Source organism: Actinomycetospora atypica, from assembly GCF_042653685.1.
Taxonomy (GTDB): Bacteria; Actinomycetota; Actinomycetes; order Mycobacteriales; family Pseudonocardiaceae; genus Actinomycetospora; species Actinomycetospora atypica.
This window is the reverse complement of record NZ_JBHSIV010000011.1, coordinates 52,924-66,248: the sequence shown is the minus strand read 5'-3', so window position 1 is coordinate 66,248 and position 13,325 is coordinate 52,924. Positions and strand designations below refer to the sequence as shown.

Genomic DNA, 13,325 nt, shown 5'->3' with positions numbered 1-13,325 from the left:
TCCCTAGGCGCTCCGGGCGAGGGCGTGCTCGACGAGGGTCACCAGCGTCGCCTCGCACGAGCCGTCGTCACGGGCGTCCATCCGCACGAGCGGGGCGCCCGGGGGCAGCGCCAGGGCGTCGCGCACCGTCTCGTCGTCGAAGCCCGCGGTGCCCGGGAAGCCGTTGAGGGCGACGACGAACGGCACCCCCCGGTTCTCGAAGTAGTCGATGGCGGCGAAGCAGTCGTCGACGCGGCGCAGGTCGACCAGCACCACCGCCCCGACCGCGCCGCGCGCCAGCTCGTCCCACATGAACCAGAACCGCGACTGGCCCGGGGTCCCGAACAGGTAGAGCACCAGCTTCTCGTCGACGGTGAGCCGCCCGAAGTCCATCGCGACCGTGGTCGTCGTCTTGTCGGGCACCACGCTCGCGTCGTCGACGCCCTGGGACAGGCTCGTCATCTCCTGCTCGGTCGACAGGGGCGGGACCTCGGACAGGGAGCGCACGAGCGTCGTCTTGCCGACGCCGAACCCGCCGGCGATCAGGATCTTGAGCGGGAGCAGCCCCTCGCGGGCGGCGGCCGGCGAGGGCGCGCTCTCAGCGGGCGCGTAGTCCATCGAGCAACCTCTCCAGGAGTTCTCGTCGGGGCCGGCCGTCCGCCCCGACGAGCGGGAGGTGCACGGCGAGGTAGTCGTCGGCGGCGAGGTCGCTGACCAGCACCCGGGCCACGCCGACCGGCACGCCGAGGCGGCTGCCGATCTCGGCCAGGGACATCGGCTCGGCCGCCGCCTCGAGGATCGTCCGGTGCTCCGGCGACAGCCCGGCGAGCGTGGCGAGCCCCAGCTCGGTGGTGGTCACCAGCGCCTCGATCGGCATGTCCATGCGCAGCGACCGGGTGCGGCCGGCGGTGAGGGCGTAGTTGGGCACCACCCGCCCGCCCTCCTGCGGGGGCGGACCGGGACGTCGGTCCACGGTCACCCCTCGACCCGCACCCGGGCGCTCGGGGTGAGGGCGTGGCCCACGCGGGCGGCCAGCATCGTCATCTCGTAGCCGACCAGGCCCATGTCGGCCGACCGGTCGGTGAACACCGCGAGCGTGGAGCCCAGGCTGATCGAGGTGGCGAACAGGTAGCCCCCCGCCATCTCGACGATGGTCTGGGTGACGGGCGCGGCCTCGAGCAGCGCCGCCGTGCCCCGGGCCAGGCTGACCAGCCCGGACGTCGCCGCGCACAGCTGGTCGGCCAGCTCCGGCCCGACGCCGCGGCTGACCGCGAGGCGCAGGCCGTCGGCGGACACCACGAGGACGTGGCGCACCCCCGGGGTGCCCGAGGAGAAGTCGGAGAGCAGCCAGTCGACGTCTCCGGCCGGGGCGGTCACGAGAATCTCCCGTCGACGTGGGTGTCGCTGCCGGACAGCGCGTCGTGCGCCGCACTCCGGCTCGCCTGGTACTGCGAGAGCGCGCTCAGGGCGCCCGCCGGCACGCCCCCGGTGCGGGCGCCGTCGTGGCCGGCGGGACCGGGGTGGTGGGCGGGCACCGGGGACGGGCTCGGGGTCCGGTGGCGGATGAGCTCGGGGGCGAGGTGGGTCTGCGGGGTGCGGCGCTTGAGCACCGGCAGCGCGGACCCGTCCTCGGCCGGCGGCGCGGGCTCGGGGGCGGGGTCGGCCACGGGGGGCGGCACGACGATCGGGTGGATGAGTCCCGAGCGGCGCCCGGCCGGCGGGGTCGCCGCCTCGTCGGACCGGCCGCCCGGCCAGGAGTGCCGGCCGTTGGCGCCCGACGCCGCGCCGACGGGCTCCGCGGCGCCCCGGGGGCTCGGGACGGCGCCCTCGGGCGGGTCGGGCAGGAGCGCCCGGAAGGACCCGGAGGGCGAGGGCACGACGGTGGGGGCGGTCGGCGTCGTCGACGGGACCGAGGGGCCCGGGGCGGGCTCCGCGAACAGCGCGGCCGGCAGCACGAGCACCGCGGTGAGGCCGCAGCCCGGGGTCGGGGTCAGCGAGACCTCGATGCCGTGGCGGGCCGCGAGCCGGGACACCACGTGGAAGCCCAGGCGCCGCGACGCCGAGACGTCGACCTCCTGCGGGCCGGAGAGCAGGACGTTGGCGGCGCCGAGCTGGTCGTAGGGCATCCCGACGCCGGTGTCCTCGATGATCAGCAGGTGCGCCCCGGGGGCGCGGTGGTACGCGCGGCTCTTGATGTTCACCGTGGTGGAGGGCGGCGAGAAGCGGGCGGCGTTCTCGGTCAGCTCCGCGACCATGTGCGTCAGGTCGGCCACCGCGACGCCGATCAGGCGAGGGCGCTCGTCGACGGTGAAGGCGACGCGGTCGAGGTCCTCGGTCTCGGCGATCCCGGCGCGGACGACGTCGCGCAGGGCCACCGGAGCCGACCACACGCGGGCCGGCTGCTCGCCGGAGAGCACCAGCAGGCTCTCGGCGTTGCGCCGCACCCGGGTCGCGAGGTGGTCGAGCCGGAAGAGCTCGGCGAGCGCGTCGGGGTCGCGCTCCCGCTCCTCGAGGTCGTTGATGATGTCGAGCTGGCGGTGGAACATGCTCTGGTTGCGGCGGGCCAGGTTCAGCAGCAGTTCCGAGGTGAATTCCTGCTGCTTGATCTCGGCGTCGGCCAGTTCCTTCGCGAGTGCGGCGCGTTTGCGCTGCTCGTCCTCGGTGATGCGACAGAAGATCGACACGCCGATGCACGCGAGGAGGACCGCCACGCCGTGCACGAGCGACCACAGCCACGGGTCCATCTGTCCCATGTGGTGGTTGAACATGATGCCGGGCACCAGCAGGGACCCGAGTCCGTGGCTCAGCACCGTGAACAGGATGTTGAACACGAACGGCACCCAGTTCTGGTACAGCGCCAGGAAGCCGATGATCACGAAGAACGAGAAGTGCGCCTCGATGTAGCCGCCGGAGAGGGCCACGAGCCCCGCGCAGCACGCCGAGAGGCCGGCGGTGACGAACAGGGACCCCGCGGTCCGGTGGCCCCGCGTCAGCCAGGCCCCGGCCGCCGTGACCGCCGGGATCAGCGCGATGACCACGGTGAGCGGCCACGCGTTGCCGGTGGCGACGCCGAAGACCGCGAGGGCGGGGCACAGCGACGCGAGCACCACGAGGAGGAACCGGTGGCGCCGTCCCCACTGCTCGTCGTCGACGAGGTCGCCGTGCGGCAGGTAATCGAGCACCCGGACCATCCGCGGATCACACCGTCCTTCTGCATTGTCCGACGCGCCCGGGAATGGACCGGGCGATGCGGCCGGGCCGACGGGAATGGACGCGCCGGGGGTGACCGCGGGTGACCGTACACCCGGCTTTATGGGCGGCTACGTCCCTGTGGTCACCCTCGGGAGGGACGGGTCGGCGCATTCCGTATTCGCCCTCCGGCAGTCGTCGGAACGGCCGCAGAATGCGTCGGAACGGTGCAGGGCCTACCGGGGCGAATGCCACGGGCACTGCGACGGACGGCCGTGTCCCGGTCTCCGCGATGGTCCGTCCGGGCACGATCGATACCCACACGGAGCATCTTTTCGATCGCGCCTCAGGTGTTCCCGTCGCGGGGCCGCAGACCGGCCGGGGACGACGGGTGGGCGGGCAGGTCCTCGGGCCGCAGCGCGCCCCACTCCGACGTCGCGAGCCGGCGGTAGACCCCGGCGATCGCGGTGAACAGGTCGGGACCCAGCCCGGCGCCCTCCTGGGTGGCGGCGATCTCGTCCATCTCGTCGGCGAAGCGCCAGGCCTTGGCGGCCGCCGTCGCCGCGCTGCGGATCGTGTCGCCCGGGAGGTCGAGGGCGAGGTCGGCGAGCACGGTGTCGAGGACGCCGTGGTGCTCGGCCGTGAGCAGGGCGTGGGCGAGCAGCGCCTGGTGGCCCTTGCGGACCGAGGCGGTGCACATCTTCGCGGCGCTCGCCGCGCCGGTCCCGCCCTCGATCGGCACCCACCGCACCCCGGGCACCACCAGCGCCGCGACCTCGCCGGCCCGCTCGCCCGACACGAACACGCGCGTCGGCCTCTCGGCCCCGGGCGTGGGCGGCGGGCCGGAGATCGCCGCGTCGACCAGGTCGGTGGGCAGCTCCGCGGCGATCCCGACGACGGCCGCGGGCGCCACCGCGTTCGCCTCGACCACGAGCGGCCGGGCGTCGGTGCGCGTGCAGGCGGCCGCGATCCCGCCGGCCGCCTCCCGCGCCCGGCCGGGCGGGACCACGCTGATCAGCACCTCGGACCGGCGCACGACCGCGTCGAGCGACCCGGCGTCGTCGAGCCCGGCGTCGGCGAGCCGCCGGGCGGTGGCGGCGCTGCGGCCCGCAGCCGTCGTCAGGACGTCGTGGCCGCCCGCGCGCAGGCACCGGGCCAGCGCCACACCCATCGCCCCCGGGGCGTGGACACCGATGACACTCACACCCCCACGGTGGCCCTCTCGTCCTCGAAGCGCATGCCCTCCTCCACGCTGCCGCGGCGGAACGTGACGGCGTCGATCGCGTAGTTCATCGCGAGGGACCACGGCTTGCGGTCGCCGCCGCGGGGCAGCTCGTGGATGGAGCGCTGGACGTAGCCGGCGTCGAAGTCGAGCAGCGGGCGCTCCTCGACCGCCGGGTCGCGCTCGGGGACGGCGACGGCCTTGCCGTGGCGGTCCATCCAGCGCAGCAGCCGGCAGAGGTACTCGCCGACGAGGTCGACCTTGAGCGTCCACGAGGCGTTCGTGTACCCGATCATGAACACGAGGTTCGGCACGCCGGAGAGCATCATGCCCTTGTAGGCCATCGTGTCGGGCAGCTTGACCGGCTCGCCGTCGACGGTGAGCTCGGCCCCGCCGAACATCTGCAGGTTCAGCCCGGTGGCCGTGACCACGATGTCGGCCTCGAGCTCGCGGCCCGACGTCAACCGGATCCCGGTCTCGGTGAACGTCTCGATGTGGTCGGTGACGATCTCGGCGTCGCCCCGGCGGATCGCCTTGAACAGGTCGCCGTTGGGGACCATGCACATCCGCTGGTCCCAGGGGGCGTACGGCGGGTTGAAGTGGGTGTCGACCTCGTAGCCCTCGGGCAGCTGCGCGGTGGTCTGCTTGCGCAGCACGTTCTTCATGAACGCCGGGAAGCGCTGGGAGATCTGGTAGAGCGCGATGATCTGGGCGATGTTCTTGGCCCGCACGATCGGGTCGGCGATCGCCGCGGGCAGCCAGCGGCTCAGCGTCTCGGCGACCGGGTCGGTGCGCCCGATCGAGAGGACGTAGCTCGGGGTCCGCTGCAGCTGGGTGACGTGCGCGGCGCGCCCCTCCCCCTGCGTGAGGGCCGGGACCAGGGTGACCGCGGTGGCGCCGGAGCCGATCACGACCACCCGCTTGCCCGCGTAGTCGAGGTCGGGGTCCCAGTGCTGCGGGTGGACCACGCTGCCGCCGAAGTCGGCGAGGCCCGGCAGGTCGGGCGTGTAGCCCTGGTCGTAGCGGTAGTAGCCCGAGCACCAGAGCAGGAACGAGCAGGTCAGCGTCTCGGTGGCGCCCTCGCTCGTGGTGATCGTCAGCGTCCAGCGCTGCTCGGCGCTCGACCACTCCGAGGCGGTGACGCGCTTGCCGTAGCGGATGTGCCGGTCGACGCCGTACTCCTGCGCGGTGTCGCGGACGTACTGCAGGATCGACCCGCCGTCGGCGAGGGCCACCGAGTCGGGCCACGGGCGGAAGCGGAAGCCCAACGTGTGCATGTCGGAGTCGGACCGGATGCCCGGGTACTGGAAGAGGCTCCAGGTGCCCCCGAGGTCGTCGCGGGCCTCGAGCAGCGCGTACGAGCGCTGCGGGTGCTCGGTGGTCAGGTGGCAGGCCGTGCCGATGCCCGACAGACCCGCCCCGACGATGACGACGTCGAGGTGCTCGGTGGTGCTCTCCAACCCGGTACTCATGCGTACCACCGTACCTGCCGGTACCGATGCGTACCAGCGCTGGCCGCTCCCCGGCAGCCGATTCTCAGTGGGCGGCCTGGTCCCACGAGCGGCCGTAACCCACCGACACCTCGAGGGGCACGTCGAGCTCGAACGCCGCCCCCATCTCGCGGCGCACCAGCTCGGTCACCTGCTCGCGCTCCCCCGGCGCCAGCTCGAGCACCAGCTCGTCGTGGACCTGGAGCAGCATCCGGCTCCGCAGGCCCTCCTCGCGCAGCGCCGCGTGCACCCCGAGCATCGCGACCTTGACGATGTCGGCGGCGCTGCCCTGGATCGGGGCGTTGAGGGCCATCCGCTCGGCCATCTCGCGCCGCTGGCGGTTGTCGCTGGTGAGATCGGGCAGGTAGCGGCGGCGCCCGAGGATCGAGCTGGTGTAGCCGTCCTTGCGCGCCTGGTCGACCACCTGGAACAGGTAGTCGCGCACGCCGCCGAACCGGGCGAAGTAGTCCTCCATCAGCTCCTTGGCCTCCTCGGTGGAGGTGCGCAGCTGCGCGGAGAGCCCGTAGGCCGACAGCCCGTAGGCCAGCCCGTAGTTCATCGCCTTGATCTTGGCGCGCTGGGCGGTGCTCACCGCGTCCTCGGACACCCCGAAGACCTTCGCCGCGGTGACCGAGTGGAAGTCCTCGCCCGACTTGAACGACTCGATCAGCTCGGCGTCGACCGAGAGGTGCGCCATGATCCGCATCTCGATCTGCGCGTAGTCGGCCGTCATCAGCTCGGCGTAGGGCCCGTCGACGGAGTCGGCGCCCACCACGAAGGTGTCGCGGATGCGCCGGCCCGCCTCGGTGCGCACCGGGATGTTCTGCAGGTTGGGCTCGGTGGAGCTCAGCCGCCCGGTGCGCGCGATGGTCTGGTTGAACGTGGTGTGGATGCGGCCGTCGTCGGACAGGGACTCGAGCAGCCCCTTGACCGTGACCCGCAGCCGGGTGGCGTCGCGGTGCTCGAGCAGGTGCTCGAGGAACGGGTGCGGCGTGGACTCGTTCAGCGTCTGCAGCGCGTCGGCGTCGGTGGTGTAGCCGGTCTTGGTGCGCTTGGTCTTCGGCATCTGCAGCTCGTCGAACAGCACCACCTGCAGCTGCTTCGGCGACCCGAGGTTGATCTCCTTGCCGATGACGTCGTACGCCGACTGCGCCGCGGCCTGCACCCGGGCCCCGAACTGCGACTCCAGGTCCTGCAGCGCCGACACGTCGACCGCCACCCCGGCGGCCTCGAGGTCGGCCAGGACGGCGAGCAGGGGCAGCTCGAGGTCGGTGAGCAGCGCCGTGCCCCCGAGCTCGGCGAGGTCGTCGTCGAGCTTCACGGCGAGGTCGGCCACCGCGCGGGCCCGCAGCATCTCGGTCTGCGCGAGCGTCGCGTCGGCCTCCTCCTCGCCGCCGTCGAGGGTCAGCTGGTCGCCACCGGCGCTCTCGGTCCCCGGCTCCTCCACCCGCAGCTCCCGGTGCAGGTAGCGCAGCGCGAGGTCGGCCAGGTCGAAGCTCCGCTCACCGGGGCGGGCGAGGTAGGCGGCGAGCGCCGTGTCGCTGGTGACGCCGCCGAGGCGCCAGCCGCGGGCCCGGACGGCGTGCGACGGGCCCTTGATCTCGTGGCCGGCCTTGGGCAGCTCGGGGTCGGCGAGCCAGTCGGCCAGTGCGGTCTCGTCCTCCGGGGTCACGGCCCGGACGTCGACGTAGGTGGTCTCGCCGTCGGCCGCCGCGATCGCGACCCCCTCGAGGTCGCCCGTGCCGTGGCTCCACGTCCCCCGGAAGCCCAGTCCGCTCCGTCGCCCGTCGCGGGCGTGCGCGTCGAGCCAGGCCGCCACCGCGCCGGGCTCGAGCGCGGCCCCGCGCACCTCGAAGCCCTCGTCGGCCTCGGGCTCGGCGGCCTTCAGCGTGGAGAACAGGCGCTCGCGCAGCACCCGGAACTCCAGCTCGTCGAACAGGCGGTGCACGGCGTCGCGGTCCCAGGAGCGCACGTCGAGGTCGGCGGGCCGCACGTCGAGCTCGACGTCGCGCACCAGCTCGGTGAGCTGCCGGTTGAGCACCACCGACGACAGGTTCTCGCGCAGCGCGTCCCCCGCCTTGCCGCGGACCTCGTCGACCCGCTCGACCAGCGCGTCGAGGCTGCCGAACTCCCGCACCCACTTCTGGGCCGTCTTCTCCCCCACGCCCGGGATGTTCGGCAGGTTGTCGCTCGGGTCGCCCCGCAGCGCCGCGAAGTCGGGGTACTGCTCCGGGGTCAGCGTGTACCGCTCGAGCACCGCCTCGGGGGTGTAGCGCGCGAGGTCGGACACGCCCTTGCGGGGGTAGAGCACCGTCACCTGGTCGGTGACCAGCTGGAACGCGTCCCGGTCGCCGGTGCAGATGGCGACCTGCATGCCCTCGGCAGTGGCCTGCGTGGTGAGCGTGGCGATCACGTCGTCGGCCTCGTAGCCCTCGCGCGCGACGACCGTGATGTTGAGGACCGCGAGGATCTCCTTGATCAGCTCCACCTGGCCCCGGAACTCGTCGGGCGTGGCGCTGCGGTTGGCCTTGTAGGCCGCGAACGTCTCGGTGCGGAAGCTCTGGCGCGAGACGTCGAACGCGACGCAGACGTGCGTCGGCGCCTCGTCGCGCAGGAGGTTGATCAGCATCGACGTGAAGCCGTAGACCGCGTTGGTCTTCTGCCCGGACGTCGTCGTGAAGTTCTCCACGGGCAGCGCGAAGAACGCGCGGTAGGCCAGGGAGTGCCCGTCGAGCAGCAGGAGCCGCGCCCCGCCCGCCGCGTCCCCCGGAGTGGTCTTCGCCTTCTCCGCCGTCTTCGTCCCAGCCACGTGCCCGAGTCTGCCAGGGGGGTCCGACAGTCTCCCCGGGCCCGCTCACCCGGTCGCCCTACCATGATCGGTGTGTCCGCAGACCCCGCGCAGTCCCCCGAGCAGAAGGCCGTCCCCGACATCGAGGTGGCCTACCCCGACGAGCAGCTCGGCGTGAAGATGGGCATCGACATCACGCGGTGGGACCCGGACCGCGTGGTGGCGACGATGCCCGTGGCCGGCAACCGGCAGCCGTTCGGCCTGCTGCACGGCGGCGCCAGCGCGGTGCTCGCCGAGACGGTCGGCTCCACCGCGGCCTACCTCAACCGGGTCGGCGAGCGCCGGCCCGTCGGGCTCGAGCTCTCCTGCACCCACCACCGCTCCGCGCTCTCCGGGCTCGTGACCGCGGTGTGCACGCCGGCGTCGGTCGGGAAGACGGTCGGGACGTTCGAGATCGTGATCTCCGACGACGAGGGCCGCCGGGTGTGCACCGCGAAGCTCACCTGCATCTACCGCGACGCGACCCCGCAGGCCTGAGCTGCGGGCGCACCGGGTGGGCCGGCAATGGCTCAACGCTGACACCTGACGTCAGAACGGCGCCACTCGCACATCACGCGGCGGTCGGCCGCGCGTGGGTGAGTGGCGCCGTTCGCACATCCGACGTCAGCACCGTGCCAGTGCTGACACCGGAGGTGGCCGCCCTACGACACGCCCAGGTACGCGTCCCGGATCGACGGGTCCGCGAGGAGCTCCGGGCCCGGGCCCGAGCGGGTGACCTCCCCGGTCTCGAGCACGTAGGCCTGGTGGGCGAGCCCGAGCGCCTGGGTGGCGTTCTGCTCGACCAGCAGGACGGTCGTGCCCTCGGCGTTGATGTCCTCGATCACCCGGAAGATCTGGGCGATGAACTGGGGCGCGAGCCCCATCGAGGGCTCGTCGAGCAGGAGCAGCCGCGGCCGCGCCATGAGCGCGCGGCCGATCGCGAGCATCTGCTGCTCGCCGCCGGAGAGCGTGCCGCCCACCTGGTTGCGCCGCTCGGCCAGGCGCGGGAAGTAGGTGAACGCCCGCTCCTGGTCCGAGGAGAACTCCTTGGACTTGCGGTCCGACCGGACGAAGCCGCCCATGTCGAGGTTCTCCAGCACCGTCATGCCGGGGAAGATCCCCCGACCCTCGGGCACCTGGCAGATCCCCAGCCGCACGCGCAGGTCGGCGCGGACCTTCGTCAGGTCCTGGCCGTCGAAGCTCATCCGCCCGGACTGCAGGCCGAGCAGCCCGGAGATGGTCTTCATCGTCGTCGTCTTCCCGGCCCCGTTGGCGCCGATCAGCGAGACGATCTGGCCCTCCTCCACCGCCAGCGTGATCCCGCGCAGCGCCTGGATCCGCCCGTAGGCGACGTTGACGTCCTCGAGCTCGAGCAGGCTCACGAGTCCTCCACCGCGGTACCGAGGTAGGCCGAGACCACGGCCGGGTCGCGCCGGACCACGTCGGGCTCGCCGTCGGCGATCTTGCGGCCGAAGTCGAGCACGACGAGCCGGTCGGTCACGCCGAGCACCACGCGCATGTCGTGCTCGACGAGGACGACCGTGAAGCCGTCGTCCCGGATCTTGAGGATGAGCTCGGAGAGCCCGTCCTTCTCCACCGCGGAGAAGCCGGCGGCGGGCTCGTCGAGACAGAGCAGCTTCGGCTCCGTCGCGAGGGCCCGGGCGATCTCGAGGCGGCGCTGGTCGCCGTAGGGCAGCGACGTCGCCTTGTCCGCGGCGCGGTCGGCGATCCCGACGAACTCCAGCAGCGCCATGGCCTTCTCGACGGCGTCCCGCTCCTCCCGACGATGCCGCGGGAGCCGCAGCAGGGCGCCGGGCACCGAGGTGCGGTGCCGCGCGTCGGTCCCGACCACCACGTTCTCCAGCGCGGTCATCGCGCCGAAGAGCCGGATGTTCTGGAACGTGCGCGCCACCCCGGCCTGGATGATCCTGTAGCGCTGCATCTTCGCGAGGGACTGCCCCTCGAGCCGGATGTCGCCGACCGTGGGCCGGTAGACGCCGGTGACGATGTTGAAGCACGTCGTCTTGCCGGCGCCGTTGGGTCCGATCAGCCCGAGGATCTCACCCCGCTTGACGTCGAAGGACACGTCGTCGAGCGCGGTGAGGCCGCCGAAGCGCACGGTGAGCCCGTCGACGGCGAGCAGGGTCTCCCCCGCCGACACGGCGATCTCGCGGTCGGCCGCGACCTTCGCCGCGACCTCCTCCTCGTGGGCGGCCCGCGTGGCCGGGTCCATCTGGTCGAGGGCCTCGAGGAGGCCCTCCTCCGGGACGGGGGTACTCATTCGCCACCTCCCCGGGGGGACGAGCCGGGATGATCGTCGGGAACGGCCTCGGGTGGATCGCCCGACGGCTTCGACGACGGTGTCAGCGACGTCGGGGCGACGCCGGTGCCGGCCCCGAACAGTTTCTGGTAGGCCTGCCGCCCGTAGGTCAGCAGGTGCTGGCGCATGCCGAGGATGCCCTGCGGCCGGAAGATCATCAGGATGATCAGCGCGAGCCCGAACACGAGGAAGCGGTACTCGGGCTCGAACTGGAACCGGTCGGGGATGTAGGACACCAGGAACGCCCCGACCACGACGCCGACCTTGTTGCCCTGCCCGCCGAGGACCACCGCGGCGAGGTAGAGGATCGAGGTGGTGACGTCGAAGCGCTGGTTGTTGACGAACCCGACCTGCGCGGCGAACAGCGTGCCCGACAGGCCACCGACCGCGGCGCCGATGGCGAACGCCCAGATCTTGAACTTGTAGGTCGGGACGCCCGTCAGCTCCGCGGCGTCCTCGTCCTCGCGCACCGCGATCCAGGCGCGCCCCACCCGGGAGCGCTCCAGGTTCCCCATGAACAGCAGGATGATGATCACGATGGTGACCGCGAGCCAGTAGAAGCCCTGGGCGTCGTTCGACGTGAAGATCGGCGAGCCGTCGGAGTAGCTCCCGCTCGGCCGCGCGATGTCCTGGAAGCCCCGGTTGCCGCGCAGCGGGTCGATGTTGTCGGCCAGCAGGCGGACGATCTCCCCGAAGCCGAGCGTGACGATCGCGAGGTAGTCCCCCCGCAGCCGCAGCGTCGGCGTCCCGAGGATGACCCCGGAGATCATCGTGACCACCATGGCGATCGGGACGATCACCAGCCACGGGAACCGCACGCCCAGCTCGGAGTCGGGCGAGGACAGCAGCGCCGCGGTGTAGGCGCCGATCGCGAAGAAGCCGACGTAGCCCAGGTCGAGCAGGCCGGCCTGGCCGATGACGACGTTCAGCCCGATCGCGATCAGCGCGAAGACCGCCGCGTTGAACAGGGCGATCGAGAAGTCCGTCGCCGGCTCGGTGGTGATGATCGGCGGGTTGAGGATCGGCAGGAAGTAGATGAGCACGACGACCGGGACCAGCAGGCCCCACTGCTGGGGCCGGCTGCGGGCGTTCCACCAGCGCGAGCCCTCGGCCCAGCGCTCGCGCAGACCGGGCCCCCCGTTCCCACCCTGGCCCGACGAGGCCTCCGGTCGCCTCTCCGTGGTCGTCATACCCTCGCCTTCCCCAACGACTCGCCGAGGATCCCGGTCGGCCGGAACATCAGCACGCCGACGAGCAGGACGAACGCGACGACGTCGCGCCAGTCGCCACCGAACAGCGACTGCCCGTAGTTCTCCGCGATCCCGAGGATCAGGCCGCCGAGCAGCGCCCCGCGCAGGTTGCCGATGCCGCCGAGGACCGCGGCCGCGAACGCCTTGATCCCGAGCAGGAAGCCGCCGTTGAAGACCGCGCCCTGCGGGATCGTCATGAGGTAGAACAGCGCCGCCGCGCCGGCGAGGAGCCCGCCGAGCAGGAACGTGATCATGATGACGCGCTCGCGGTTGACGCCCATGAGCGTCGCCGTGGCCGGGTCCTGGGCGACGGCCCGCACGCCGCGGCCGAGGCGGGTGCGGTTGACGAAGGAGTCGGCGACCACGAAGAGCGCCAACGCCGCCACGATGATGATGATCTGCAGGTTCGTCACCGGCGCACCGAAGATGCGGAACACCGGGGTCGGCGGGAGCAGCCGGATCGTGCCCTCGGGGTTCGACCCCCGGGTGATGCGGAAGATCTGCTGGATGACGAACGAGGCGCCGATGGCGGTGATGAGGAAGGCCAGGCGGGGGGCGTTGCGCTTCCGCAACGGCCGGTAGGCGATCCGTTCGAGCAGCACCGCCGCGATCCCGGCGAGGATCATGCCCACCGCTCCCGCGAGGACCAGGTTCGCGATGATGCCCGCGACCGGCACGTTCGGGACCTGCCCGGGCTGGAAGCCCAGGGCGAGGAAGGTGAAGTACACGCCGAACACCCCGATCACGAAGATCTCGGAGTGGGCGAAGTTGATGAGCTGGAGCACCCCGTAGACCAGGGTGTAACCGAGGGCGACCAGGGCGTAGATGCTCCCGTAGGAGAGCCCGTTGATGGTGTTGGCCCAGAACCGGTCGAAGAACAACCCGACGTCGAAGTTGATCCACGGCCCGGTCTCCTGTGCCAACAGGTCCGTGACGGCGGTGACGGTGTGGATGACGCTCTCCCTGCGGGCGCCGGCGGCCGGGCACGACGCCCGGCCGGACAACTGTCACGGCGCCTCGTCGATGGGGCGCCGCGGGGCGGACGTAC

General features: G+C 72.3%; 12 protein-coding genes. 1 reads left to right on the top strand and 11 read right to left on the bottom strand.

From position 1 onward, the window contains the following. Window positions 1–3: 3 nt before the first annotated feature. From ACFPBZ_RS12725 to polA, 7 genes are all read right to left on the bottom strand, one after another. Window positions 4–597, bottom strand: coding sequence for a GTP-binding protein (locus ACFPBZ_RS12725; protein ID WP_465251516.1), 594 nt, complete (start codon window positions 595–597; stop codon window positions 4–6). Continuing rightward, window positions 578–952: a DUF742 domain-containing protein gene (locus ACFPBZ_RS12720; protein WP_378036418.1), complete on the bottom strand. Its 375-nt coding sequence runs from the start codon at window positions 950–952 to the stop codon at window positions 578–580. Before ACFPBZ_RS12720 ends, ACFPBZ_RS12725 begins: the two co-directional genes overlap by 20 nt. 2 nt (window positions 953–954) lie before the next feature. Further along, a complete protein-coding gene (locus ACFPBZ_RS12715; RefSeq protein WP_378036417.1) occupies window positions 955–1,356 on the bottom strand; it encodes a roadblock/LC7 domain-containing protein in 402 nt (133 codons plus the stop codon). Beyond that, window positions 1,353–3,161 carry an ATP-binding protein gene (locus ACFPBZ_RS12710; protein ID WP_378036416.1) on the bottom strand — a complete coding sequence of 603 codons (1,809 nt, stop codon included), beginning with the start codon at window positions 3,159–3,161 and terminating at the stop codon, window positions 1,353–1,355. Before ACFPBZ_RS12710 ends, ACFPBZ_RS12715 begins: the two co-directional genes overlap by 4 nt. Window positions 3,162–3,514: 353 nt before the next feature. Beyond that, a complete protein-coding gene (locus tag ACFPBZ_RS12705; RefSeq protein WP_378036415.1) occupies window positions 3,515–4,372 on the bottom strand; it encodes an NAD(P)-dependent oxidoreductase in 858 nt (285 codons plus the stop codon). Beyond that, window positions 4,369–5,862 carry a flavin-containing monooxygenase gene (locus ACFPBZ_RS12700; protein WP_378036414.1) on the bottom strand — a complete coding sequence of 498 codons (1,494 nt, stop codon included), beginning with the start codon at window positions 5,860–5,862 and terminating at the stop codon, window positions 4,369–4,371. Before ACFPBZ_RS12700 ends, ACFPBZ_RS12705 begins: the two co-directional genes overlap by 4 nt. A gap of 64 nt (window positions 5,863–5,926) precedes the next feature. Beyond that, window positions 5,927–8,689: a DNA polymerase I gene (gene polA, locus ACFPBZ_RS12695; protein ID WP_378036413.1), complete on the bottom strand. Its 2,763-nt coding sequence runs from the start codon at window positions 8,687–8,689 to the stop codon at window positions 5,927–5,929. Between the two features lie 72 nt (window positions 8,690–8,761). Here polA and ACFPBZ_RS12690 point away from each other — a divergent pair, with 72 nt between their 5' ends. Beyond that, entirely contained in the window at window positions 8,762–9,205 is a 444-nt protein-coding gene (locus ACFPBZ_RS12690) for a hotdog fold thioesterase (protein ID WP_378036412.1), read from the top strand. Between the two features lie 164 nt (window positions 9,206–9,369). On the opposite strand, the gene ACFPBZ_RS12685 is transcribed toward ACFPBZ_RS12690, so the two are convergent. From ACFPBZ_RS12685 to ACFPBZ_RS12670, 4 genes are read right to left on the bottom strand one after another with little or no spacing between them, the layout of a single operon-like run. Further along, entirely contained in the window at window positions 9,370–10,089 is a 720-nt protein-coding gene (locus ACFPBZ_RS12685) for an ABC transporter ATP-binding protein (RefSeq protein WP_465251515.1), read from the bottom strand. Continuing rightward, a complete protein-coding gene (locus tag ACFPBZ_RS12680; RefSeq protein WP_378036411.1) occupies window positions 10,086–10,988 on the bottom strand; it encodes an ABC transporter ATP-binding protein in 903 nt (300 codons plus the stop codon). The genes ACFPBZ_RS12685 and ACFPBZ_RS12680 overlap by 4 nt, the downstream gene beginning before the upstream one ends. After that, window positions 10,985–12,217: a branched-chain amino acid ABC transporter permease gene (locus ACFPBZ_RS12675; RefSeq protein WP_378036410.1), complete on the bottom strand. Its 1,233-nt coding sequence runs from the start codon at window positions 12,215–12,217 to the stop codon at window positions 10,985–10,987. Before ACFPBZ_RS12675 ends, ACFPBZ_RS12680 begins: the two co-directional genes overlap by 4 nt. After that, window positions 12,214–13,200, bottom strand: a complete 987-nt coding sequence (locus ACFPBZ_RS12670; RefSeq protein ID WP_378036409.1) for a branched-chain amino acid ABC transporter permease — start codon at window positions 13,198–13,200, stop codon at window positions 12,214–12,216. The genes ACFPBZ_RS12675 and ACFPBZ_RS12670 overlap by 4 nt, the downstream gene beginning before the upstream one ends. Between the last annotated feature and the right edge of the window lie 125 nt (window positions 13,201–13,325).

Coding starts and splice junctions, on each gene's coding strand:
- ACFPBZ_RS12725 (WP_465251516.1), bottom strand. CDS start 597: ATGGACTACGCGCCCGCTGAGAGCGCGCCCTCGCCGGCCGCCGCCCGC.
- ACFPBZ_RS12700 (WP_378036414.1), bottom strand. CDS start 5,862: ATGAGTACCGGGTTGGAGAGCACCACCGAGCACCTCGACGTCGTCATC.
- ACFPBZ_RS12680 (WP_378036411.1), bottom strand. CDS start 10,988: ATGAGTACCCCCGTCCCGGAGGAGGGCCTCCTCGAGGCCCTCGACCAG.
- ACFPBZ_RS12675 (WP_378036410.1), bottom strand. CDS start 12,217: ATGACGACCACGGAGAGGCGACCGGAGGCCTCGTCGGGCCAGGGTGGG.